Source organism: Corynebacterium sp. P3-F1, from assembly GCF_030503635.1.
Taxonomy (GTDB): Bacteria; Actinomycetota; Actinomycetes; order Mycobacteriales; family Mycobacteriaceae; genus Corynebacterium.
In genome coordinates this window covers 442577-465576 of the sequence record NZ_CP129965.1, presented here as the reverse complement: position 1 = coordinate 465576, position 23000 = coordinate 442577, and the positions used below count along the sequence as shown (strand labels likewise).

Sequence of the window (23000 nt, the reverse complement as noted above, 5' to 3'; positions counted from 1 at the left end):
GTACCCTGTAAAACCATGGGCATTTCAACGAAGTCACAAACCGGTGCAGACGAATTCGGCACTGTCGGTATCGCAATGGTCACCCCGTTCGACCGCAACGGGGAGCTCGACCTGGAAGCCGGGCGAAAGTTGGCTGCCCACCTGGTCGACAACGGTGTCGACTCTCTCATCCTCGGCGGCACGACAGGCGAGTCGCCGACCACTTCCCCCGAGGAGAAGATCGCCCTGATCAAGGCGGTGCGTGAACAGCTCGGAGACCGGGTCAAGATCATGGCGGGGGCCGGCACGAACGACACCCGCTCCACGGTCGCCTTGGCCGAGGCATCGCGCGATGCCGGCGCCGACTCGCTGCTGGTGGTCACGCCGTACTACTCCAAGCCGTCCCAAGCTGGTCTACTGCAGCACTTCAGCGCAGTGGCGGAGGCAACGGATTTACCGATCTGTCTCTACGACATTCCGGGCCGCTCCGGCATCCCGATCGCCGGTGCAACGATCCGCGCCCTGGCGGAACTGCCCACCGTGAAGGCAGTGAAGGATGCCAAGGGGGACATGCTGGAAGCCACGGCGATTATCAACGAGACCGGTCTGGCCTGGTACTCTGGCGACGACGTCCTCAACCTGCCGTGGTTCTCCGTCGGCGCGACCGGGGTTATCTCTGTGATCGCCCACGCTGTTCCAGGTTTGATGAGAGAAATGGTGACAAGCTTCGAGGAAGGCGACCTCGCCCGTGCGCGGGAAATCAACGCCACCACCATGAACGTGCTTGCTCGACAGCAGGCAGCGCTTGGTGGAGTGACATTTGCAAAAGCAGCCCTGCGTCTGCAGGGCATTGAGGTCGGAGATCCCCGCCTGCCTGTCGTCCCGGCGGATGACAAGCAGATGGAGGCTCTCCGCCGAGACATGGAAAAGGCTGGAGTCCTATAAGCATGAACGAACCCCGCAATCGCTCCCGTAAAGTGACCCGCAAGGCGGGCCCGCCCGAGGCCGGAGACCAGCAACCGGTCTTCCAGGCCGCGGACACGCAACCCGGCGAGAGCGGGGGAAGCGGTTCTGCCGACGGGAATAGCGGAAGCAACAATAGCCGCGATAACCGGGACCGCCGCGTTAACCGGGATGAGCACGGTGACAACACCAACCGCGGTGGTGGTAAAAATAACCGCGGCGGCAATGGTAACGGCCACAACGGAAACGGCAACGGCGGAAACCGCGGTGGCAATGGAAACAATGGCAACGGGGGAAACCGTGGCCGGGGCCGTGGTCGCGGCCGCGGAGGCCGAGGAGGCGACAACCGCCGCAACCCGGTGAAGGGTATGCAGGGCGCCGACCTGACCAAGCGCCTGCCGGCACCGCAGAAGCCTCCTCAGAACGGTCTGCGCATTTACGCACTGGGCGGTATCTCCGAAATCGGTCGCAACATGACGGTCTTCGAATACAACGGTCGCCTGCTTATCGTGGACTGTGGCGTGCTCTTCCCGTCGTCCGACGAGCCGGGCGTGGATCTGATCCTGCCAGACTTCGGGCCGATCGAGAACAAGCTCGACAAGGTCGAAGCTCTCGTGGTCACCCACGGCCACGAGGACCACATCGGTGCGATCCCGTGGCTGCTCAAGCTGCGCCCGGACATTCCGATCTACTCGGCCAAGTTCACCAATGCGCTCATCGCCGCCAAGACGAAAGAGCACCGCCAGCGTCCGAAGCTGCACGAGGTCAACGCCAAGTCAGAGATCACGGTCGGGCCGTACAACCTGCGCTTCTTCCACGTCGGGCACTCCATTCCGGACTGTCTCGGTGTGGTGATCAAGACCGGTGCTGGCACCGTCTGCATGACCGGTGACGTCAAGGTCGACATGACCCCGTACGACAACAAGCCGACGGACCTCCCGGCGCTCGCCCGCTATGGCGACGAGGGCATTGATCTCTTCCTGTGCGATTCCACGAACGCTACCATCCCGGGTATTTCCGCATCTGAGGCCGGCATCGAGGAGACCCTCATCCGTCTGGTGCAGGCAGCCAAGCAACGCGTGGTGCTGGCGTCCTTCGCATCGAACGTGTCCCGCGTTCAGATGGCGGTCAACGCCGCTGTGGCATCCGGCCGCAAGGTCGCCTTCAACGGCCGCTCCATGATCCGCAACATGGAGATCGCCGAGAAGATGAACTTGCTGAAGGCCCCGAAGGGCACGATCATCCCGATCGAAGAAGCCGCCAAGATGGCACCGCACCGCGTCATGCTCATCACCACTGGTACGCAGGGTGAGCCGATGGCGGCCCTGTCCCGCATGTCCCGCCGTGAGCACCGCCAGATCACGGTGCGCGACGGCGACACGATCATTCTGTCGTCCTCGCTCATTCCGGGCAACGAGGAAGCAGTCTTCGCCGTGATCAACAACCTCGCTCAGATCGGAGCGAACGTGATTACCAGCGACGATGCTCACGTTCACGCCTCCGGCCACGGTTATGCCGGCGAGCTGCTGTTCCTCTACAACATGGCCCGCCCGCGCAACGCGATGCCTGTCCACGGTGAGTGGCGTCACCTGCGCGCTAACAAGGAACTCGCTATCGCGACGGGTGTCAAACCGGAGAACACTGTTCTGGCTCAGAATGGTGTTGTCGTCGACATGGTTGACGGCAAGGTAAAGGTCGCCGGCCAATACCAGGTGGGCAACCTGTATGTCGACGGCACCACGATGGGCGACGTTGACCCGGATGTGCTCGCAGACCGCACCAACTTGGCTGCCGGCGGCGTTATTTCCATCACCTGCGTTATCGATGACCGCACCAGCCGCCTCATCGACCGTCCGGCCGTTTCCACCACGGGTCTTGTCGATGATGACCGTGGTGTCCTGCCTGACCTTGTCGAGCTGGTGGAGAACACCATGTTTGATCTGGCGGCTGAGGGCGAGAACGACCCGTACCGTATGGTGCAGCAGATCCGCCGCCGCGTCTCCCGCACGATCGAGCAGAAGTATAAGCGCGAGCCTGTCATTCTTCCTACGGTGGTTCCGATGAACGCCGACGACACCGCGCCTCTGAGCAACGAGGATGTTGAGGCTTCGCGCGAATCCCTTTAAGGATTGAAGTTAGTCCCGCGTCGAGAGCGTTTAGAGCTCACCGGCTCACAGGCCCCAGCCACGCTAGGCTGGGGCCCATGTCGTTTCAGCAAAGAGAACGCGAGAATCTGGCCGAACTGCTTCTCGACGCCGGGCCGGACGCGCCGACCCTGTGCGATCGTTGGACCACGGCTGACCTTGCCGCGCACCTGTATCTCCGTGAGCGCAAGCCGCATTTGGCGGGAGGGTACTTCCTGCCCCCGTTAGCGTCAGTGACGGAACAGGCTCAGCAGAAGATAAAGCGCCGTCCGTACTGCGACGTCGTCCAAGAATGGGCTGCGGGCCCGCCTGTCTTTCTGAAGCTTCTGGACAAGAAGCTGAATCTGGCCGAGCATTTCATCCACCACGAGGATGTCCGACGCGGCGGGGGAGAGGTCGCTCCGCGAGCGTTCTCGCGTGCCGTGGAGAGCGAACTGATGAATGCTGTGAAAATGATGGGTTTTCTTGCCCTGGGGAGCTCGGATGCACCGGTTGTTCTCACCCCGCCAAACCATCCCCCGGTCGCGCTCGGGGGGAAGCGCGGTGTCGCGGATCAAGGAGACCGGGTCGTGCGGGTCAGTGGTGAGCCTGGAGAGCTGTTGCTCTGGGTCTCGGGACGCGATGCCGTTGAGGTGGACATCGCGGGCGATGACAACGACATCACCAACGTCAAGCGTCAACTCTAGACTCGGTGAAAATCAGGTGTGCTGGTGTGGCGCATGTGACTTAAGGTGCGCCTGGACATTACAGTTGTGGCCATGTCTGTCATGAGTACCCAGCGCCGCCAGAAAGGCCGTTCAAAAACCGGGCCGAAAAGTCGCGATACCCGCTCGACGAACGGGTACTCGCGGACGTCCGGATCTGGAACGACCGTCGCAGCCGACTCCGCTGATGAGCGCGTCGGCTCTGCTGTTGGCGCAGTCGGCCGTGGCGTGGGCAACGCCGCGCGCGAAGTGACAGGAGCGTTCTCTGCTGTGGGCCGCAAGACCGGTTCACACAAGCGCCGCGACGACAATCTGGTTGACGGTGCGCCCGAGGCTTCGGGCCAGCGTCGGCGCCGGAAAGCAGTGTCTCAGGAAGAAGACCAGGAGACTTACGTGACTGATGACACTGAACGTCCCGATGACACCTATGACGATTTAGGCGAGGACAACGGTTCCGGAAACGGCCGGCGGGCTGACGCCATTGGTCTTGTGCTAATCGGCCTTGCAGCTGTTCTCGGTGCGTCTGTGTGGCTGGATATTGCTGGCCCAGTGGGCGCCGCTATTGCGAGCGGAGTGCACTGGATCATCGGCGCTGGCGCACTTGTCCTTCCGGTGGTGCTCGTCGGCATTGCTATTGCTGTCATGCTCGGCCTGGGAGGTAGTTCTTCGGAACGCGCGCACAGTGGCGCGGGGCTGACGATCATTGCTGTGTGCATGCTCGGATTGATCCATATCTTCGCTGGATCTCCAAGCAGCTGGGCTGATCGTAAGGTCGCTGGTGGGGCGATCGGCGCGGTCGTCGGTGGTCCGCTGAGCACCGGTTTCACTCCTTATGTGGCTGTCCCGTTGCTCGGCTTGGTGATTGTTTATGCGGCTTTGCTGGCCACGGGTATCACCGTTCGCGAGTCCTTTGATTATATCCGCAATGTGATCCGTGGAATCGCGTCTAATGCGCAGACCCCGGATCCAGTCGCGGACGAAGGCGAACTCGACGAGGGTGACCCGGAGGACATGTACGGCCATGTCGAAAGCGACTTGGACGACATAGCGGAGGGGCGTGAACGCCGTCCGCGGGAGCGCATCCAGGGCCAGAACCGTGGACAGGTCCGCCCGGCGGCGCGTGCGCGAACGCCGATGGACAATTACCCGGTCGACGAGCAAGCCGATGACCCGACGCTTTTCGACGCCCCCGCGATGCCCGCGCCCCGTCGTTCCCGTCGTCGACCCGCGGCTGCCAACGAGACTCGAGCGATGTCCCGCCCAGCTGCGGCAGAGTTTGCATCCGCTGGCGAGGATCAAGCTGCGGGCGACCCGCCCATGGCCGAACTGCGCGTGGGAGACCAATTCGCTGACGCCAAGTTCGCGGACGCACCAAGCGCGGAACCGCAATTCACCGAGGAAATGCCGGCGAGTTCCGCCGAGCGCCCGGGCCTTAAGAATCCAACGGAATTCGCCGTTCCGAAGTCTGCCGCCCAGAGGCCGTCTGACACCGCGCCGATCCCTGTTACGCGTGCTCCGCAAAAACCCGCAACGCCCGAAGAATCCGGCGACAACGCTGGCAGCGCTGGTGCCGGTGCGGGCGCTTCCGCCGTTGCCGGTGCTGGTGCTGGCGCTGGTGAGCCCGGCGATGCCGTGACACAGGCGATGCAGGCGCGCGACGAGATGCGAAGGCAGATCGCCGCGCGCTCCGGGATCGACGCGTCCGCTATTCCAGCATCCACTCCGAATTCGGAGAAAGAGAAAGCGCAGAGGGCCGCAGGCGATACCGCAGCACCTGCCGCTCGGGTTCCGGAGACGGAGACGGACTACACGCTGCCGTCGACAAGCTTGCTCATTCCGGGCAACGCCCCGAAGACGCGCACCGAGGCGAATGACCGGATGATCGAGGCAATCACCGACGTCTTCGAGGAGTTCAAGGTTGACGCCGCAGTGACCGGCTTTTCGCGCGGGCCGACAGTGACACGCTATGAGGTCGAGCTCGGCCCGGGCGTGAAGGTTTCCAAGATTACGAACCTGCAGTCGAACCTTGCCTACGCGGTGGCCACCGACAACGTGCGTTTGCTCACCCCGATTCCGGGCAAGTCCGCCGTAGGTATTGAGGTGCCCAACGCCGACCGCGAGATGGTGCGCCTGCGCGACGTGCTCGATGCACCAGCGGTACGCAGTGAGCGGGACCCAATGCTCATCGGCCTGGGCAAGAACATCGAAGGCGATTTCGTGTCGGCGTCCGTACAGAAGATGCCGCACCTGCTCGTGGCGGGTTCGACCGGTTCCGGTAAGTCTGCATTCGTGAACTCCATGCTTGTGTCTCTACTCACCCGTGCGACGCCGGAGGAGGTCCGCCTCATTCTCGTCGACCCGAAGATGGTCGAGCTGACTCCGTATGAGGGGATTCCGCACCTGATCACGCCGATCATCACTCAGCCGAAGAAAGCGGCGGCCGCCCTGCAATGGCTGGTCGAGGAGATGGAGCAGCGCTACATGGACATGAAGTCCGCGCGCGTGCGCCACATCAAGGACTTCAACAAGAAAGTCCGCTCCGGGGAGCACACGGCACCGCTCGGTTCCGAGCGCGAGATGCGCCCTTACCCGCTCATCGTTTGTGTGGTCGACGAGCTCGCCGACCTGATGATGACGGCGCCGAAGGAGATCGAGGACTCCATCGTGCGTATTACCCAGAAGGCCCGCGCGGCAGGCATCCACCTTGTCCTGGCCACCCAACGTCCATCCGTGGATGTGGTCACCGGCCTGATCAAGACGAATGTGCCGTCGCGTCTCGCATTTGCCACGTCATCGCTGACCGACTCCCGCGTGATCCTGGACCAAGGCGGCGCCGAGAAGCTCATCGGCATGGGCGACGCTCTGTTCATTCCGCAGGGTGCCGGAAAGCCGCAGCGTCTGCAGGGCGCCTTCGTTTCGGACGAAGAAATCCAGGCGGTCGTTGAGGCCGTCAAGGAACAAGGCGAGCCGCACTACACCGAGGGTGTCACCGAAGAGAAAGCTCCGGACAAGAAGGAGATCGACGAGGAAATTGGCAAGGACATGGACGACCTCCTTGAGGCTGTCGAACTCGTCGTCACCTCCCAGCTCGGCTCCACCTCGATGCTGCAGCGCAAACTGCGCATCGGCTTCGCTAAAGCTGGCCGCCTCATGGATCTCATGGAGTCCCGCGGTGTCGTCGGCCCGTCCGAGGGGTCCAAGGCGCGTGAGGTGCTGGTCAAGCCCGAGGAGCTTGAGACCATCCAGTGGATGATCAAGGGCGCGGACCCGGCCGAAGCACCCAAGGAAGTGCTCGAAGAGCAAGAGCTTGACGACGCCTCCCCCCCCCACCCCAGCCCCGATTCCCCCGGGGAGGCTGCAGACACCCAGACAGTGAAAGCCACCTACAACCCGACCGGCGGGGCTTTCTAGGGTGCCGCGGGAAAAGTCGCTGCGGGTGTCTGTCCTCCTCTTCGAGGACGTCGAGTTGCTCGATGTTGCCGGCCCCGTCGAAGTCTTCTCTAAAGACGCCGCGATCGAGGTGGAGCTTCTTTCACCTGACGGTGCGCCGGTGACGTCCTCCCAAGGAGTGACCCTCGGAGTCGACGGGGTTTACGAGGCCAAGACGGGGGAGGTGCTTTTCGTCCCTGGTGGGATGGGCACTCGACAGCTCGTCCACGACCAACCGTTTCTAGGGCACTTGAGGGAGCTGTCCGCCTCGTCAACGACTCTCATGTCTGTGTGCACGGGGTCGGCGCTTTTGGCTGCCACTGGTCTTTTGGACGGCTACGCCGCCACGAGCAATAAGAGGGCCTTCGAGTGGGCGGCGGGCTTAGGTAACAAGGTTGAATGGCGTCGTGCGTCACGGTGGGTTCATGATCGTGACCGCTGGACATCCTCAGGAGTGTCTGCCGGTATCGATATGGCCGCCGCTTTCATTGCAGACCTCAGGGGAGTCGAAGCTGTTAAAGAAATAGCCGATGCGATTGAGCTCCGACTCAATCTCGATCCCGACGATGACCCCTTTGCCGTGTGAGTTTCAAATTTGCCGATGGCGCGCGCCCTAGGGGCCCGGGCTGTGACCTCTGATCGGTCCGATGCGTCCGCCCAGCGGGCTTGGCCGATTAGCCTGTCCTGCAAACCCAACTAGCTGGGTTTGTGAAAAAAGCGAGCCGAGGCGGCTGATTCGGGTCGCGGTGAACGGGGTCGGGGCGGGGGCATGCCCGTGTGAGGCGGGTCGAGGTGCGAACACGAGACCACGATCAAGTAGTGTTGCTGTTTGTTGGAGGGGAGTACCCCATATTCAGCTTTGATCGTCAACACGGTTACCCGCACCACGCCGAATCACGTATCTGGGTGGGGTGGGTCCCGGTCGGGCTGGCCTGAACGTCGATAAGCGGCGCAGGCGGGGGAGACCTCTGGTTAATTGTCATCTCAACCGGAGGTCTCATCATGCATGTTCCTGTGACTATTTGGCTGCTCACGTCGGTGGTCATCCTGGGCTTCTTCGTCTTCGACTTCGTTTCCCACGTGCGCACCCCGCACGAACCGACCATGAAGGAGTCGGGCGGCTGGGCACTGTTCTACATGACCATGGCCTGCGTCTTCGGCGGCATCGTGTGGTGGCTGTGGGACGGTGAGCACGCGGTCCAATTCTTCACCGGTTACATCACCGAGCTGTCGTTGTCGGTGGACAACCTCTTCGTGTTCGCGCTGATCATGGGCACATTCAAAATTCCGCGTGCGTACCAGCAGAAGGTGCTGCTCATCGGTATCGTGATGGCCCTGATTTTCCGGCTCATCTTCATCCTGCTCGGCGCGGTGATCATTTCAGCGTGGGCGTGGGTGTTCTATATTTTCGCCGCATTCCTCATCTACACCGCGATCAAGCTGGTCTACGACGAGGCGACGGACCAGGACGACCCGGACCCGAACGACATGTTCGTGGTCAAGACCCTGCGCAAAGCCATCCCTGTGACCGAGTCGTACCACGGCGACCGGTTGTTCTCCGCCACCGAGGCTGGCAAGAAGGCGGTCACCCCTCTGTTCGTGGCGCTGCTGTCCATCGGCTTCATCGACGTGATGTTCGCTTTCGACTCCATTCCGGCGATCTTCGGCATCACCACTGAACCGTTCCTGGTGTTCACCGCCAACGCTTTCGCGCTGCTTGGCTTGCGCCAGCTCTACTTCCTGCTCAATGGCCTGCTGGACAAGCTCGTCTACCTGCCGTACGGCTTGGCCATCATCCTCGGCTTCATCGGCGTGAAGCTTCTGCTGCACGCGCTGCACGAGAACAACCTGCCGTTCATCAACGGCGGCGAGGGCTTTGACGTGCCGGAAATCGGTACCGTCACCTCGCTGCTGGTCATCGTGGGCACGCTCATCATCACAGCGATTGCGTCGATGCTCAAGGAGCGTCAGATGGTGAAGAACGGCGAGAAGGATCCGGAAGGCCCGAAGTACCATATCGACTACGATGACCACGGCAACCGGCGCAAGGTAGACAATCACGGCAACCACCTCGAGTGGGTGGATGATCCGGCCACATCCGGCAAGGGCGACCACACCGCCACCGGCTCACGGGAGACGGATCACCTCGACGTCGCCCGCGGCGGCGGGAAGGATTAGTCCCAGACGTTGATGACCGGGGTCCACTCGCGGAAGTCCCGGTCGGCTAGGGCGCCGGCGGCGAGGTAGGGGTCGTCGGCAAGCAATGCTTCCGCGTCGGCCTGGGTGGCGCCGTCAGCAAGGCGCACGATAATTACGGATTGCTTGTCGCCAGCGAATGGCCCGGCAGCGATAACGTTTCCCGCTTCTTTGAGGCCGGTGATGAAGTCGCGGTGTGCGGGGCGCGTCTGCGCGATGAGATCTTTCTCGCCATATGTGTACGTGACAATGAAATAGGTCATGGGCGCGAAGTCTAGCGTGCGAAGCGGGTATGTAGGGTTGAGGGTGTGAACGCTCCGACCCAGCAAAAGCCGTCGAACTGGAATCTGCCCAACTTTTTGACTTCGCTGCGTATTTTGTTCATTCCAGTCTTCGCGTGGCTGGTGCTCTCGGAGCGGTGGTGGTGGGCGTTCGGCGTGTTCGTCGCGCTGATGATCACGGACAAGCTGGACGGCGATATCGCTCGTTCTCGTGGGCTGGTGACGGATTTCGGCAAAATCGCCGACCCCATCGCGGATAAGGCGTTGATGATCACCGCCCTGGTTACGCTTAATATTGCAGGCCCGCTGCCGATCTGGATCACTGTCGTGATCATCGTCCGCGAGCTGGGTATCACTTTCTGGCGTATGGGTATGCTGCGGGGCGGCAAGGTCGTGCCGGCGTCCAAGGGCGGCAAGCTCAAAACCGTTTTGCAGTCTGTCGGCGTCGGCATGTACTTGTGCCCGTTGCCGGCATGGATGGATGTACCGACGTTGGTGGCCATGCTCATTGCTGTGGTCGTCACCGTGGTCACGGGTGTGCAGTACCTCGTCGACGGTGCCAAGGCGAACAGGACTTCGGCATGACACAGGGCACGCTTAGCGACGCCTCCGCAGCCGCCGATCTCGTCCGCACCCTCACGGCGCGCGGAGAGACCCTCGCGTTTTGCGAGTCCCTGACTGCTGGTTTGGCCAGCGCGAGTGTGGCGGAGGTGCCCGGTGCTTCAAATGTCTTGCGCGGTGGATTAGTCACATACGCGACGGACCTCAAGGTATCGCTGGCTGGCGTGCCGGAGAAGATTCTCGACAGGTACGGCCCCGTCTCCGCCGTGACTGCGCGGCACATGGCACGCGGCGCGCAGTCGGTGTGCAGCACCACGTGGGGTGTTGCGCTGACAGGTGTGGCAGGCCCTGACCCGCAGGACGGGCACCCCGTGGGCGAGGTGCACATCGCGGTCGCAGGCCCATCGCGCACCGTTTCACACCCAGCCGCCGAGATCCTAGCGGACGTGGCTGGAATCCCGGACTTCTCGCAGTTCGTTCAATTCGCGCTCGTGCCGGGTGCACATGAGCCAGTGCGGGTTCTTGTGGGGGAGCGTCAGGAGATCCGCGAGTACGCGGTGGCCGCGGCCATCGTTGCCGTGCTGCTTGAGAGCACGTCTGAAATCGAGCGGGAACAAAACGGAGGGGACAACCGTTGAACGACGTGATGGCAACTACAACGACGCTCAATTACCAGCCCGCCCACGATGCCCGCCCTGCGGATTCTGCTCCTGGCCACACCCCGGAAAACGCATCGGTCCGCGACAAGACTAAGGTGCGTGAACCACTCCTGCGGGAGGCTTTAGGGATGTCGTTGCGTGCGTTCCGCGCGGACAAAGGTGTGACGCTGCGTGAACTCGCAGCCGAAGCGAGCGTTTCCCCCGGCTACATCTCCGAGCTTGAGCGCGGCCGTAAAGAGGTCTCCTCCGAGCTCCTCGCTGCCGTGTGCGTCGCGCTAGACACCACCGTGTCGGAACTGCTGCTTGAAGCCGCTGCCAATCTGTCGCTCCAGGCGATGGAGGAGGAGCTGGCCCAGACCCCGCCGGCAGCTGCAGAGGTCTAGCTGGGCACCACACACGGTCTGCCGTGCTCCGCTACCATTGAACCGTTAGCGACGAATCACGTGACGTGGTGAAACTCCACGCTGTAGAAAGGCGATTTCCCGACCATGGCTAATCCGTTCACCAAATTCTGGAATTACCTGATGGCCCTCTTCGATAACAAGATCGAGGAGAACGCAGATCCGAAGATTCAGATCGAGCAGGCGATCGGTGAGGCGCAGCGCCAGCACCAGGAGCTCTCCCAGCAGGCTGCGGCCGTGATTGGCAACCAGCGTCAGCTGGAAATGCAGCTCAACCGTCGCCTGGCTGACGTGGAGAAATTGCAGGCGAACACCAAGCAGGCTCTGCAGCTCGCCGACAAGTCCCGCGCGGAGGGCGATAACGCCAAGGCGACCGAGTACGAGAATGCTGCCGAGGCGTTCGCCGCTCAGCTCGTCACCGCAGAGCAGGGCGTCGAGGACACCAAGGCGCTTCACGACCAAGCTTTGCAGCAGGCCGAGCAGGCTAAGCAGGCTGTCGAGCGCAACTCTATGAAGCTCCAGCAGCAGGTGGCTGAACGCTCGAAGCTCCTGTCCCAGCTGGAGCAGGCAAAGATGCAGGAGAAGGTCGCTGAGTCCCTGCAGTCCATGAACTCCATCACCGACGGTGCTTCCCCGAACTTGGAGCAGGTGCGCGAGAAGATCGAGCGCCGTTACTCCAACGCTCTCGGCCAGACTGAGCTTGCGCAGAACTCCGTCCAGGGCCGCATGGCTGAGGTCGAGCAGGCTGGCATCCAGATGGCTGGCCACAACCGCCTCGAGCAGCTCCGCGCCGAAATGGGTGGCCAGCTTGAGTCCGGCCAGAAGCCGGCAATTGAGAAGGGGAACTCTGCTTCGTCGAACGCTTCCGCCTCTACCGGCAACTACTCCGACGTGGACAAGGATGCCGTCGCTGCGCGCATGCGGGAGCTGCGCGGCGAACGCTAAACACCGTGACTTAGAAGCACGCTAGAAATCGACTCAATCCACTGCACCGCGTGCCATGAGTGCCTCGCCCGTAAGCTGGGCGTGGCGGACACTGCGGATGACAAGTGGCGTACCGAAGGCCAGGAGCGAGAGATTCGCACCCCTGGCCTTTCGCGCGTCCAATGACTCGTTCGCGGTGCCGAGAAGGACGGGGATCTGTCGGATTGTCAGCGCGATGGCCAAACTGACGGTGTCCACGGGTACTCCGATGCGCTCGAGTGGTGCCATACTCGATTCGAGGGCCTTCATGAGCGCCTCGATCGTGGTGGTCAGAGTGAACAGGCTGGCAGCCATAAGTGCGGCGATGAGCCCGAAGACGGTGGTGAGCATCTCCTCCAGGCCGCTTTGCCACCACAGAAACACGCCAATGAACGCCATGAAGGGAAGAATCGGTGCGACTTGGCGCAGAGCAGTCCGAAGCGGTATCCGTGCAACCGCATATAGGACCCCTACGCCAACCACCGCCACGAGCGAATGCCAGGGCTGGGACGGCAGCATGGTGATCAGGATGATGAACAGGAAAAGCACCGCGAATTTCTTGGCTGGCGAGGCCCGGTGGATCACCGTGGTTCCAGGGACGTAGACCCCCATGGGAAGTTCTCGGATACGCACAGTTACACACCCGATTCACCGGAGGCGTCGAGACGCTCCATCAGGTCGGTGTAGAACGCGATGGCATCGCTCGGTGGTCCGTCGAACGCCACGTCGCCGTCGTTCATGCATAAGACGCGGTCGAAATCCGTGAGCATGTCGATGTCGTGGGTGACCACGATGACTTGCTGCTCCAGCGACGTCAATTCTTGGATGATGCGGCGGCGATTACGCATGTCCAACAGCGTGGTGGGCTCGTCGGCGATAACGGTTTCGGGCTCGATCACCATGACGGCGGCCAGCGCGAGCATCTGCTTTTCGCCGCCGGATAGAGTGTGGGGCGAGTTCTCGGCGCGGTCGACAAGACGGAAGCGTTGGAGCATGTCGTCGACGCGCTCATTCACCTCGTCCTTGGGCAGTTTGAAGCGGCGCAGGGAGAACGCGATGTCGTCGCGCACCCGTGGCATGACGATCTGCGCCTCAGCGTCGGAGAAGATGAAGCCGACCTTCCGGCGAACGTCCCTGCCTTTCTTCGACACATCGAGACCGTTGTAGTGCACGGCACCGGAGGTAGGCTCGATGAGTCCGTTGACCAACCGCACCAGCGTTGACTTACCGGAGCCGTTGGATCCGATGATGCCGATACGCTGTTCGGTCAGCTCGAAAGTCTGCGGCTGAAGCACGACAGCGGAGTCGTAGGCGACGCTGGCGCGGTCGAAGGAGATAGTCGGCACAGTGCGAGGTTACTGGGTGCGGCGCAGCTGGGGGAAAGCAGAGTGAACGGCGAACGCGATCGCGACCATCACTGCGAGCTTGCCCATATCCGGCAAAATGAATGGCAGCTGCGCGGCAATGGCGGGACCTACATGCATGTCGGCGCGCCACATGAGGCCGAGTGTGCCGAAAAAGTACTGCAGGAACACAGCGACGATGCTGCCGAGAATGAGCATCCCGATCAGGGCTGCTTTGTTGTTCCGTGGTGCGCGGTACGTGATGTATCCGGCCGCGCCTGCTCCCAGGAGATAACCGAGCAGGTAGCCGATCGTTGGTCCCGAGAAAGCTTGAATCAGGGTGCGGCCACCAGCGAGCACAGGGAAAGCGACGCTGATGAGCAGAAAGAGGCCTGTTGCCAAGAAACCGCGGCGGCCCCCGAGGACCAGACCCGCCAAGATCGTCGCCGCGTTCTGCAGCACGATGGGTACGCCGGCTGATCCGACAGGGATGGCGACGAATCCGAGTACGGAAATCAGTGCGGCGAAGACCGCAATGTAGGCGATATCGGTGGCGACGCTCGTGCCGCGTGCGCCCGGAGTGTGCGTAGTTGTCATGGGGGAAACAGTAGCGCCCGGTTGAACGGTGTTCAATTGGGGTGGGGCGAGACGTCGATAAGCCAGCAAAGGCGCGCGTAAGGTGGGGCGCATGCGTTTGACGGAATTCCACCAACTCGTCGCGGACGAATTCGGCGACGCGAAAGGAAAGTGGGTCGTGTCCTCCCACGTTTTCCCCGGGGAGGGAAAAACAGCGGGCGAGCTTATCGACGCCGGTGTGGACCCCCGCATCGTGTGGGACCGCCTGTGCGACGCCTTCGACATTCCCGAAGGGCGCCGACTGGGTGTCGATCGGCCGAGTGAATGAAGTATTCGAACATTCGTGCGTGTATGTTTGAGGGTGGTGTCGCAAACCCCACTAGTGTGATTTCCAGTGAACGGGGAACCGGTCGCGGATGGGAACGGTCTAACTAGGCACTGCGTTAGGCGACCGATAGACAATCGATCGATAACACCGTCTGGTGGGACACCAGCGTCGCCCATCACGCCGACAATCGGTACAACACGCGAAACGAAAGGAACCACGCCATGGCAACGAAGAAGAAAGCTGCCTCCGCTGCGAATGACCGCCAAAACGCGCTTGACGCGGCAATGGCGATGATCGAGAAGGACTACGGAAAGGGCGCCATTATGCGCCTGGGCGACGAGAAGCGCCCGCCTATCCAGTCCATTTCCTCTGGCAACACCGCGATCGACGTGGCGCTCGGTATCGGCGGCTGGCCGCGGGGCCGCATCGTAGAAATCTACGGTCCGGAGTCCTCCGGTAAGACCACCGTGGCCCTGCACGCGATCGCACAGGCGCAGAAGGCGGGTGGAATCGCCGCATTTATCGACGCCGAGCACGCGCTCGACCCCGATTACGCCAAGAAACTCGGTGTGGATACCGATAACCTGCTGGTCTCCCAGCCGGACACCGGTGAGCAGGCACTCGAGATCGCTGACATGCTTGTGCGGTCCGGGGCGATCGACATGATCGTCATCGACTCTGTCGCCGCCCTGACTCCGAAGGCCGAGATTGAAGGTGAGATGGGCGACTCCCACGTCGGCCTCCAAGCGCGTCTCATGTCGCAGGCCCTGCGAAAGATGACCGGTGCCCTGTACAACTCCGGCACCACTGCGATCTTCATCAACCAGCTGCGTGAGAAGATCGGCGTCATGTTCGGCTCCCCGGAAACCACCACCGGTGGTAAAGCCTTGAAGTTCTACTCGTCTGTGCGCTGCGACGTCCGCCGCATTCAGACACTGAAGGACGGTCAAGACTCCATCGGCAACCGTACCCGGTTGAAGGTGGTCAAGAACAAGGTTTCGCCGCCGTTCAAGATCGCCGAATTCGACATCATGTACGGCGAGGGCATTTCGCGCGAATCCTCGATCATCGACATGGGCGTGGACAACGGAATTATCAAGAAATCCGGCTCCTGGTTCACCTACGAAGGCGACCAGCTCGGCCAGGGCAAAGAAAAGGTCCGCCTTTTCCTCAAAGACAACCCGGAGCTGGCGAGCGAGCTCGAGCAGAAGATCTTTGAGAAGCTCGGCGTCGGCGAATTCGCTGGCAAGGACGATGAGCTAAGCGACGAAGCTATCGACATGGTGCCCAACATCGACTTCGACGACGAGGCTGAGGGCGCGACATCTGGGGGCGCGTCTGGGGCAGAAGGCTAACCCTGAATGCCAGAACGGCGTGAACCGGACCCAGAGAAAATCCACCGGCTGCAAGAAGCCCTCGACGCGTATGCTGCCGGCGGTGGCACGGGACTGATAGACCACGAACACGAGAAAGCCGCCGCGAAGGTGCGGGAGCGGGCGCTGCGGCTGCTGGACCAGCGCGCGCGGTCACGGCACGAGCTGCGTGATCGGCTCCTCGACCCACGCAGGGTCAAGGAAGGGGAGGACGCTCCCGACCCCGATTTGGTGGACGACGTCCTGGACGCCCTCGAGCGCGCCGGCCTCATCGACGACAAGGCCTTCGCTCAGCAATGGGTCCGGCAACGCTTCGAACGCCGCGGGAAATCCTCGGCGGTGCTGCGACGCGAACTTCAGGAGAAAGGCGTCTCCGCTGCGAACCGTGAAAACGCACTATCGCTAATCGACGAGCGCGACGAGCAGCAACTTGCTCGTACGCTAGCCCGGAAGAAAGCGCGCAGCGTGAAAACCGTTCCGGCGGATCGCACCGCGCGTGATAAAGAACTGCGCCGTATCGTCGGAGTGCTCGCTCGACGGGGATTCCCCCAGTCCATGGCTCTGGAGATTGGCAAAGACGCTCTCGATGAAAGGTGCAGGGAACTCGAATCTGGGCTGTGACTTACACCCGGACTCGTACCTGGACCTGAAGTGCGGATTCGTACCCGGGCGTGCACGTGGTTCGACGGTGGCCAGCTCGGGTCCTGCCACCATGCACATCTAAGATTCAGCGTCCGTGGTTTAGTTCTCTGCGTTGAGGAAGGACGTGTTACCCGGGGTGTCCCGCAACGAGTCGGGGTCGGCCTGGAGATGATGAGTGACAAAGCGGTCGAATGAACCGTCGTCGTACATCCGTTGCAAAGCCTTATTGACGGCATCGATCGTTCTCTGGTCGCGGTCGTGCAGGCCGAGGCCGTAGTGCTCGTCGGTGATCGGCCGGCCGTCCACTTCTAGGGGAAGCACCTCGAACAGGCCCGGTTCAAGAGCCTTGAAGCCCTCGAGAATAGCGGCGTCAGTTGACACAGCCTCGACATATCCGCGGTGCAGCGCGTTCAGGCAGGCGTCGTAGGAGTCGTATTCCTCCAGCGCCACGTCGGAAAGCTTCGGCTTGATCGTGCTCGCCGCAGTTGTGCCGGTGACGAAGCAGACGCTGCGGCCGCTCAACGAGTCCAAGCCGGTGATCCCGTTCTCCCCGTTGCGCACAAGCAGGGCTTGGTGGGTGAGCAGATAAGGGCCGGCGAATGTGGTGCGGGCCGCACGCTGCGAGTTGATCGAGTACGTGGAAGCGATCACGTCCACGTAAGCGTGATCCAACATTGACGCACGTTGGCCATCCGGTACGCGTCGCCATTCAATCTGGGGGTGGTTCCAGCCGTTGTCATCCGCGATCGCGTTGACCACGTACTGCGCCACATCGGTGTCGAGCCCTTCGACACTGCCGTCCTCGTTGCGGATGCTCAATCCAGGCTTAGTGAACGCCGACCCGACGGTCACGTTTCCCGCTTCGATGCTTTCCAGCAAGCTCGGGCCGTCATCGTCGGAGATGAAGCTGCACCCCGCAATCGTGAAACCGGCCACAACCGCCGCTGTCGCGCCGAAGAATATCCGTGGCAGGCGGGATCGCCGTGAGATGGACATGAATGCCTCCGTTTGCGGGCTGGCGGTCCAGCACCCTAGAACTGTTTTCCAGACTACAGCGCCTGGAGCAGGTTGAAGCGGTTATGTCTTCGCCACGGTCGGCAATACACTGATGGACCGTGACAATAGCGACAGATGCGACGACGGATGCGGCGACAGGGATCAATTCGGCCCCCCAGGGATCGACGCGTAACACGGAGGCGGGGACCGATGCGGCACCACGTACTTACGAGGTGCGCACGTTCGGCTGCCAGATGAATGTCCACGATTCCGAGCGCCTGTCCGGTCTGCTCGAGGACGCCGGATACGAGGCGGCACCCGCGGACGCGGAGCCGGACCTCGTGGTGTTCAACACGTGCGCTGTCCGGGAGAATGCGGATCAGCGTCTCTACGGAACGCTCGGCCAGCTCCGCGAGGTGAAGCGGAACCACCCCGGCATGCAGATCGCCGTCGGCGGCTGCCTGGCGCAGAAGGACCGCGACACGGTCGTCGAGAAGGCACCGTGGGTCGACGCTGTTTTCGGCACTCACAACATGGCTGCTCTGCCCGCGTTGCTTGACCGCGCGCGGATCAGTGAGGAAGCGCAGGTCGAGGTCGTCGAATCTCTGGAGCATTTCCCCTCTGTGCTGCCCGCGAAGCGAGAGTCCTCTTACGCAGGTTGGGTGTCGGTGTCCGTAGGGTGCAATAACACGTGCACGTTCTGCATTGTTCCGTCGTTACGCGGAAAAGAGCAGGACCGCCGCCCGGGCGACATTCTGGCTGAGGTGAAGGCGCTCGTGGATCAGGGCGTGTCTGAGGTGACGTTGCTGGGCCAAAACGTCAACGCGTACGGCGTGAACTTCGTGGACCCGGACATGAAGCGCGACCGGTCGGCGTTCTCGAAGCTGCTGCGCGCCTGCGGCGACATCGAGGGGCTCGAGCGCGTGCGTTTCACATCCCCGCACCCGGCGGAGTTCACGTCCGACGTGATCGACGCGATGGCGGAGACCCCGAACGTCTGCCCGCAGCTGCACATGCCGCTGCAGTCCGGCTCAGACAAGGTGCTCAAGGACATGCGCCGCTCCTACCGCTCGAAGAAATTCCTCGGCATTTTGGACGAGGTGCGCGAGAAGCTTCCGCATGCGGCAATCACAACCGACATCATCGTCGGGTTCCCAGGTGAGACGGAGGAGGACTTCCAGGCGACGCTTGATGTCGTCGAGAAGGCGCGGTTCACCTCCGCGTTCACGTTCCAGTATTCGCCGCGCCCGGGCACTCCGGCGGCGGAAATGGCCGACCAGATCCCGAAGCAGGTGGTTCAGGAACGCTTTGAACGTCTTCTTGAACTGCAGGAACGCATCAGCGCCGATGAGAATGCGAAACTCGTGGGCACGGAGCAGGAGCTCCTCGTCCAAGAGACGAACGACAAGAAGGAAACCGGCCGCATGTCGGGTCGCGCGCGCGACGGCCGCCTAGTCCACTTCACGGTCGAGGGGAATATCGACCGTGCTGTTCGCCCGGGCGACATTGTGAACGTCACGGTCACGGATTCCCGTCCGCATTACCTGATCGCCGATTCCGGCATTCACACGCACCGCCGCACGCTCGCCGGCGACAACGCGGAAGCCGGCCAGGTTCCCACGACCGCACCCGTCGGCGTTGGTCTCGGCATTCCAACGATCGGCGCGCCCCAGCCACAACCCGCCGCCAACGCGTGCGGCACGTGCGGATAAGGAGCACGCATGCTTGACGACGCCACCGGCTACGACCTCGCCGCCCTCGAAAAAGACCGCGCCGGAAAACTCGACCTTGGTGCCCGCCGCTGGGTCCTCGCAGCTGTGGTCGCGGTCTATGTTGCCGCGCTGCTACTTCCGTTTGCCGGCGATGTCGCGGGGTGGCGGATGCTGACGTTCACGGAACCGGGAACCGTCGGAGTCTCGATCGGCGAGCGCGTTTTCGCGATCCTGTCCTTCGTGTGTCTCCCGGTGTTCACGTTGCTGATGGCTGTCACGCAGCGCACGGCCTTCGCGCTCTTCGCGTGGATGGCCGGGTGTGTCTCCCTCGTGGCGGCTTTGCTCGGTCTGTGGTTGCGTCAGACGGGGGACACCGGCGACGCGACCGGTGCGGGTATGTACCTGGCTGTGTCCTGCGTCGTTGTCGCGGTGCCGCTGCTCACCGCCGCCTGGACCCGCCGCGATCCGGAGCAGCAGAAGATGGAGGCTTTGCGCCGCGAGCGCACCGACTTCAACCCCGTCGCCGAAGCGCAGGAAGCCGCGGGACACCAGGCGGTCCGCCGTGCGGAAGATGCGGCCCCGCTTATCGACGATCGCCGCGCCCGCGCCTCCGAACGCCACCGCCGTGCGGGGGATCGGTAGGTTTCAAGACTGATCGCAGTGGTCACCCCGTGAGGTGAGTTGAATGCATGGTCTCGGTGTGTTTCAGGGTCGCAAGCGAGTTATCGCGTTCAGGCTTGCGTATCGAGTTAGCCGTTCAATCAGTCAACTTCGCGCGTTATGGACATCACCACTAGGCCTGAATAACTGGGTGACGATGGTCTAGCGGACTTTTGTGATCACCGGCAGTCGGAACTCGTCGGGGCTCGCCTGCTCCCATGCCCCAGCCCACGCTTCCGGCGCTTGGGCGAGCAGTTCGCCCGGCTGAAGCCACTCGTACAGGGCTTCATAGGAGCGGGTGACGCCGGGTGCGATGACTTGGCGCAGCATGTTCGGGGTGAGTTCGTCGGGTGAGCTTGCGCCGCACGAGGCCATCATGGAGATGGCCTGACGCACAGTGGCGTCGTGGTAATTCTTCACGCGCACCGCCTTGGAATCGATATCGAGGGCACGTTGGCGCCACTTGCTTTGGGTGGCCACGCCGGAGGGGCATTGGCCGGTCTGGCACTTCTGCGCCTGGATGCAGCCGACGGCCATCATCATGGAGCGGGCCGAGTTGGTGTAGTCGGCGCCCTGGATGAGGCGTTTGACAATGTCATTGGCAGCGGCGACTTTGCCGGAGGCACCGATCTTGATCTGTTCGCGCAGCCCGGTGCCGACGAGAGCGTTGTGCATCATCATGAGGCCCTCGGTGAGCGGCAGCCCGACGTGGTCCTCGTATTCGAGCGGGGCGGCGGCCGTACCACCCTCGGAACCGTCGATGACGATGAAGTCGGGGGCAGTCCCGACTTCCTGGATCGCCTTGCAGATGGATAGGACGTCAATCATGGAACCGACGCACATTTTGAATCCGGCAGGCTTGCCGCCGGACAGTTCACGCATCTCGGCGATGAACTCGATGAGTTCCGCCGGGGTGGAGAACACCGAGTGGCGGGAGGGGGAGACACACGTCTTGCCTTCTGGCACGCCACGCACGCGCGCGATTTCGGGGCTGACCTTGGCACCGGGCAGGACGCCACCGATGCCGGGCTTGGCGCCCTGGGAGAGCTTCAGCTCAGTCATCTTGACTTGGTCGATGGCGGAGAGTTCCTTGAATTTCTCGCGGTCGAATTTCCCGTCCTCGGTTCGGGCAGAGAAGTAGCCGGTGCCGATTTCCCACACCAGGTCGCCGTTGTTTTCCATGTGGTAGCTGCTCAGGCCGCCTTCACCTGTGTCGTGGGCGAAGCCACCCAGTTCCGCACCCTTGTTCAATGCGCGGACGGCATTGGCGGACAGGGCGCCGAAAGACATGGCGGAGATGTTCATCAACGACATGTCGTAGGGCTGGGTGCAGTCGTTGCCGCCGATGCGGGCGCGCGGCGGCTCGGACGGTTCCACGGCCGGCATCATCGAGTGGACAAGGTACTCGAAGCCAGCCTCTGTGACGTTGCGTTCGGTGCCGTACGACATTTCGCCCTCGGTACCATCAGCGCGCTGGTTGATGATCTGGCGCGTTTGGTAGTTGAACGGCCGTCCGTCCCAGTCGCTTTCGACGAAATATTGGTGGATTTCGGGGCGGATTTTGTGTGCCAGGTAGCGCGCGTGTCCGAGGACGGGGTAGTTGCGGAAGATCGCGTTGTTCTTTTGGTACAGGTCCCGGGCGGCGAGAGATGCGGTGGCCGCGGCGGCGGTTCCGGCGGCGACAATCCCAGGTTTCTTGACGACGAATTTTCCTACCGACGACATCGGGTTCTTCACGTTGAGCTCACCATTTTCGCATTTTGCACAGGGTCAAAGGAATCGTAGGGGCTACGTGTCGCCTACGCTACCGTCAACAACGGGGCGGGGCATTCGTTCGCTCCTTAACCATTCTTCTGCCAGGCCGACGTCGCAGAAATCGTTTCAGCACCGTACTTGTTCACTATCGCGTCAGCAGCATCGCTTCTCGACGGATACGAGCTGTATCCCGTCCCCACTCCCGGCCATTGGCTCTTCGCGGCTTCCAACGCGGATTCGACCAGAGCGGTGCCTACCCCGGCATTGCGGTACTCCGGCAGGACGTAGACGAGCCCGAGCTTCATGAGCGAGTCGTCGTCGGAATCGTAATGGACGGCTTCGGCTAAACCAATGGCTTTTCGGAATCGCTCGGAGCTGGCGCTGGGCTCGTCCCCGCAGCGGGCGCTGGACTCGTTCCCGGAGCTGGCGCGGTCCGTGAACGCGATCATCGTGATCTGGTTGCCACCGCGGTCCATCAAACGAGCACCGGCATCCCGCAGGCGCTGCTCAGTCCATTCCACGGTGTCCAGAACCAAATCTCCGCGCGGGTAGTCCTGGGATGCGGCGGTGAGCAGGGCGCGGAACTGCGGTAGATCCGCGCGGTCAAAAATCATGTTGTGGACCGCGACAATCGTTTTGACGGGAAGATCTGCGAAAGCTCCCTGTCCAGCCTCGGTGCTCACTGCCGATTCGGCGCCCGGTGCAACGCCGGCAGGCTCCCCACCCGCAGCTAACTCCCCACTCAGAGCGGCTCGGACACGCGATCCCGCTGCGGGGTACTCACCGATCGTGAACGTCGCTTGCTTTTCTGCGTAGGCCTCGGAATATCCGGCTGTGGTGAGAATTTCCGCGGCAGGGGACGGAGAGCCAGGAGGGTGGGTCTCCCAGATGTGGCGGGTGGGGCGGTTAAGGGAGTGGGAGAGGGCGTCGATAAGCGATAAAGCCGCACCCCACGGTTCACGCGGAACGGGCTCTCCGGAGCCGGGGACTGGCGCGACCACAGCGTCGAGCGTGACGGTGGCTTCGATGATGGAGGTGTCCTCGAGAAGCGGCAGCGAGATGAACACCCAAGCGTCGATATCGGTGAGGTCGTCAACGCTGATCAGGGGATAACCGCGCGAGCTGAGCGGGCGCGGTGTTTGCCGGCTTGTGAGCGCGAACAGCAGCGCCTCGGACTCGGCGGATCCCTCGAGGCGTTTGGCTAGATGAGACGCAGTGACCCCGGAATGCGCATCGCCGGTGATGTCCTGGATCGCCAACGTCGCCGAGAACGCGTACGCGCCGACGACCTCATCGGAGTCGGCGCTGGCCGGGGAGTATAGGAGGGGCTGCAAC

Annotated in this window: 22 protein-coding genes; 15 read left to right on the top strand and 7 right to left on the bottom strand. The window is 62.4% G+C overall.

The genetic code is table 11. The annotated features are described in order from the left end of the window. Positions 1–15: 15 nt before the first annotated feature. From dapA to QYQ98_RS02155, 6 genes are all read left to right on the top strand, one after another. On the top strand, positions 16–924 hold the full coding sequence (dapA, locus tag QYQ98_RS02180) for a 4-hydroxy-tetrahydrodipicolinate synthase (protein WP_302007137.1): 909 nt from the start codon (positions 16–18) through the stop codon (positions 922–924). Positions 925–926: 2 nt separating this feature from the next. Further along, entirely contained in the window at positions 927–3068 is a 2142-nt protein-coding gene (locus QYQ98_RS02175; RefSeq protein WP_302007136.1) for a ribonuclease J, read from the top strand. Positions 3069–3145: 77 nt separating this feature from the next. After that, positions 3146–3772, top strand: a complete 627-nt coding sequence (locus tag QYQ98_RS02170; protein ID WP_302007135.1) for a TIGR03085 family metal-binding protein — start codon at positions 3146–3148, stop codon at positions 3770–3772. A 72-nt stretch (positions 3773–3844) separates the two neighbouring features. After that, positions 3845–7201, top strand: coding sequence for a DNA translocase FtsK 4TM domain-containing protein (locus QYQ98_RS02165; protein ID WP_302007134.1), 3357 nt, complete (start codon positions 3845–3847; stop codon positions 7199–7201). A gap of 25 nt (positions 7202–7226) precedes the next feature. Beyond that, positions 7227–7805 carry a DJ-1/PfpI family protein gene (locus QYQ98_RS02160; RefSeq protein WP_302007133.1) on the top strand — a complete coding sequence of 193 codons (579 nt, stop codon included), beginning with the start codon at positions 7227–7229 and terminating at the stop codon, positions 7803–7805. A gap of 416 nt (positions 7806–8221) precedes the next feature. Beyond that, the gene (locus tag QYQ98_RS02155; protein ID WP_302007132.1) at positions 8222–9397 is read left to right on the top strand and encodes a TerC family protein; all 1176 of its coding nucleotides are present in this window, start codon (positions 8222–8224) and stop codon (positions 9395–9397) included. Here QYQ98_RS02155 and QYQ98_RS02150 read toward each other — a convergent pair. Further along, positions 9394–9678 carry a YciI family protein gene (locus QYQ98_RS02150; protein ID WP_302007131.1) on the bottom strand — a complete coding sequence of 95 codons (285 nt, stop codon included), beginning with the start codon at positions 9676–9678 and terminating at the stop codon, positions 9394–9396. The genes QYQ98_RS02155 and QYQ98_RS02150 overlap by 4 nt on opposite strands. Before the next feature lie 45 nt (positions 9679–9723). Between QYQ98_RS02150 and pgsA the strand changes: the two genes are divergently transcribed. From pgsA to QYQ98_RS02130, 4 genes are all read left to right on the top strand, one after another. Then, positions 9724–10281 (top strand): CDP-diacylglycerol--glycerol-3-phosphate 3-phosphatidyltransferase, encoded by a 558-nt coding sequence (gene pgsA / locus QYQ98_RS02145; protein ID WP_302007130.1) that lies wholly within the window; start codon positions 9724–9726, stop codon positions 10279–10281. Then, the gene (locus QYQ98_RS02140) at positions 10278–10895 is read left to right on the top strand and encodes a CinA family protein (RefSeq protein WP_302007129.1); all 618 of its coding nucleotides are present in this window, start codon (positions 10278–10280) and stop codon (positions 10893–10895) included. The genes pgsA and QYQ98_RS02140 overlap by 4 nt, the downstream gene beginning before the upstream one ends. 8 nt (positions 10896–10903) lie before the next feature. After that, on the top strand, positions 10904–11299 hold the full coding sequence (locus tag QYQ98_RS02135) for a helix-turn-helix domain-containing protein (protein ID WP_302007128.1): 396 nt from the start codon (positions 10904–10906) through the stop codon (positions 11297–11299). Between the two features lie 105 nt (positions 11300–11404). Next, on the top strand, positions 11405–12262 hold the full coding sequence (locus QYQ98_RS02130; RefSeq protein WP_302007127.1) for a PspA/IM30 family protein: 858 nt from the start codon (positions 11405–11407) through the stop codon (positions 12260–12262). A 33-nt stretch (positions 12263–12295) separates the two neighbouring features. Here the strand turns inward: QYQ98_RS02130 and QYQ98_RS02125 are convergent, their stop codons facing one another. From QYQ98_RS02125 to QYQ98_RS02115, 3 genes are read right to left on the bottom strand one after another with little or no spacing between them, the layout of a single operon-like run. After that, entirely contained in the window at positions 12296–12892 is a 597-nt protein-coding gene (locus QYQ98_RS02125) for an energy-coupling factor transporter transmembrane protein EcfT (protein WP_302007126.1), read from the bottom strand. Positions 12893–12915: 23 nt separating this feature from the next. Further along, positions 12916–13626 carry an energy-coupling factor ABC transporter ATP-binding protein gene (locus tag QYQ98_RS02120; protein WP_302007125.1) on the bottom strand — a complete coding sequence of 237 codons (711 nt, stop codon included), beginning with the start codon at positions 13624–13626 and terminating at the stop codon, positions 12916–12918. Positions 13627–13635: 9 nt separating this feature from the next. Next, a complete protein-coding gene (locus QYQ98_RS02115; protein ID WP_302007124.1) occupies positions 13636–14220 on the bottom strand; it encodes a biotin transporter BioY in 585 nt (194 codons plus the stop codon). A gap of 91 nt (positions 14221–14311) precedes the next feature. Here QYQ98_RS02115 and QYQ98_RS02110 point away from each other — a divergent pair, with 91 nt between their 5' ends. The 3 genes from QYQ98_RS02110 to QYQ98_RS02100 all read left to right on the top strand — a co-directional run bounded on the left by QYQ98_RS02110 (position 14312) and on the right by QYQ98_RS02100 (position 16521). Continuing rightward, positions 14312–14527, top strand: a complete 216-nt coding sequence (locus QYQ98_RS02110) for a DUF3046 domain-containing protein (protein WP_302007123.1) — start codon at positions 14312–14314, stop codon at positions 14525–14527. A gap of 221 nt (positions 14528–14748) precedes the next feature. Then, positions 14749–15882 (top strand): recombinase RecA, encoded by a 1134-nt coding sequence (recA, locus tag QYQ98_RS02105; RefSeq protein ID WP_302007122.1) that lies wholly within the window; start codon positions 14749–14751, stop codon positions 15880–15882. Between the two features lie 6 nt (positions 15883–15888). Next, entirely contained in the window at positions 15889–16521 is a 633-nt protein-coding gene (locus QYQ98_RS02100; protein WP_302007121.1) for a regulatory protein RecX, read from the top strand. Between the two features lie 120 nt (positions 16522–16641). On the opposite strand, the gene QYQ98_RS02095 is transcribed toward QYQ98_RS02100, so the two are convergent. Beyond that, positions 16642–17538, bottom strand: coding sequence for a transporter substrate-binding domain-containing protein (locus tag QYQ98_RS02095; protein ID WP_302007120.1), 897 nt, complete (start codon positions 17536–17538; stop codon positions 16642–16644). A 161-nt stretch (positions 17539–17699) separates the two neighbouring features. Here QYQ98_RS02095 and miaB point away from each other — a divergent pair, with 161 nt between their 5' ends. Continuing rightward, complete coding sequence (gene miaB / locus QYQ98_RS02090; RefSeq protein ID WP_302007800.1) at positions 17700–19250, top strand: tRNA (N6-isopentenyl adenosine(37)-C2)-methylthiotransferase MiaB; 1551 nt, start codon at positions 17700–17702, stop codon at positions 19248–19250. Positions 19251–19259: 9 nt separating this feature from the next. Beyond that, a complete protein-coding gene (locus QYQ98_RS02085) occupies positions 19260–19892 on the top strand; it encodes a hypothetical protein (RefSeq protein ID WP_302007119.1) in 633 nt (210 codons plus the stop codon). 180 nt (positions 19893–20072) lie between these two features. On the opposite strand, the gene QYQ98_RS02080 is transcribed toward QYQ98_RS02085, so the two are convergent. Beyond that, the gene (locus QYQ98_RS02080) at positions 20073–21635 is read right to left on the bottom strand and encodes an FMN-binding glutamate synthase family protein (RefSeq protein ID WP_302007799.1); all 1563 of its coding nucleotides are present in this window, start codon (positions 21633–21635) and stop codon (positions 20073–20075) included. Between the two features lie 116 nt (positions 21636–21751). Then, entirely contained in the window at positions 21752–22999 is a 1248-nt protein-coding gene (locus QYQ98_RS02075; RefSeq protein ID WP_302007118.1) for a GNAT family N-acetyltransferase, read from the bottom strand. Between the last annotated feature and the right edge of the window lies 1 nt (position 23000).

What these genes read in the sequence shown, in the direction of transcription:
- dapA (WP_302007137.1), top strand. Translation starts at nt 16, where the DNA reads ATGGGCATTTCAACGAAGTCACAAACCGGTGCAGACGAATTCGGCACT.
- QYQ98_RS02175 (WP_302007136.1), top strand. Translation starts at nt 927, where the DNA reads ATGAACGAACCCCGCAATCGCTCCCGTAAAGTGACCCGCAAGGCGGGC.
- QYQ98_RS02170 (WP_302007135.1), top strand. Translation starts at nt 3,146, where the DNA reads ATGTCGTTTCAGCAAAGAGAACGCGAGAATCTGGCCGAACTGCTTCTC.
- QYQ98_RS02165 (WP_302007134.1), top strand. Translation starts at nt 3,845, where the DNA reads ATGTCTGTCATGAGTACCCAGCGCCGCCAGAAAGGCCGTTCAAAAACC.
- QYQ98_RS02155 (WP_302007132.1), top strand. Translation starts at nt 8,222, where the DNA reads ATGCATGTTCCTGTGACTATTTGGCTGCTCACGTCGGTGGTCATCCTG.
- QYQ98_RS02150 (WP_302007131.1), bottom strand. Translation starts at nt 9,678, where the DNA reads ATGACCTATTTCATTGTCACGTACACATATGGCGAGAAAGATCTCATC.
- QYQ98_RS02140 (WP_302007129.1), top strand. Translation starts at nt 10,278, where the DNA reads ATGACACAGGGCACGCTTAGCGACGCCTCCGCAGCCGCCGATCTCGTC.
- QYQ98_RS02135 (WP_302007128.1), top strand. Translation starts at nt 10,904, where the DNA reads ATGGCAACTACAACGACGCTCAATTACCAGCCCGCCCACGATGCCCGC.
- QYQ98_RS02130 (WP_302007127.1), top strand. Translation starts at nt 11,405, where the DNA reads ATGGCTAATCCGTTCACCAAATTCTGGAATTACCTGATGGCCCTCTTC.
- QYQ98_RS02125 (WP_302007126.1), bottom strand. Translation starts at nt 12,892, where the DNA reads ATGGGGGTCTACGTCCCTGGAACCACGGTGATCCACCGGGCCTCGCCA.
- QYQ98_RS02115 (WP_302007124.1), bottom strand. Translation starts at nt 14,220, where the DNA reads ATGACAACTACGCACACTCCGGGCGCACGCGGCACGAGCGTCGCCACC.
- QYQ98_RS02110 (WP_302007123.1), top strand. Translation starts at nt 14,312, where the DNA reads ATGCGTTTGACGGAATTCCACCAACTCGTCGCGGACGAATTCGGCGAC.
- recA (WP_302007122.1), top strand. Translation starts at nt 14,749, where the DNA reads ATGGCAACGAAGAAGAAAGCTGCCTCCGCTGCGAATGACCGCCAAAAC.
- QYQ98_RS02100 (WP_302007121.1), top strand. Translation starts at nt 15,889, where the DNA reads ATGCCAGAACGGCGTGAACCGGACCCAGAGAAAATCCACCGGCTGCAA.
- QYQ98_RS02095 (WP_302007120.1), bottom strand. Translation starts at nt 17,538, where the DNA reads ATGTCCATCTCACGGCGATCCCGCCTGCCACGGATATTCTTCGGCGCG.
- QYQ98_RS02085 (WP_302007119.1), top strand. Translation starts at nt 19,260, where the DNA reads ATGCTTGACGACGCCACCGGCTACGACCTCGCCGCCCTCGAAAAAGAC.
- QYQ98_RS02080 (WP_302007799.1), bottom strand. Translation starts at nt 21,635, where the DNA reads ATGTCGTCGGTAGGAAAATTCGTCGTCAAGAAACCTGGGATTGTCGCC.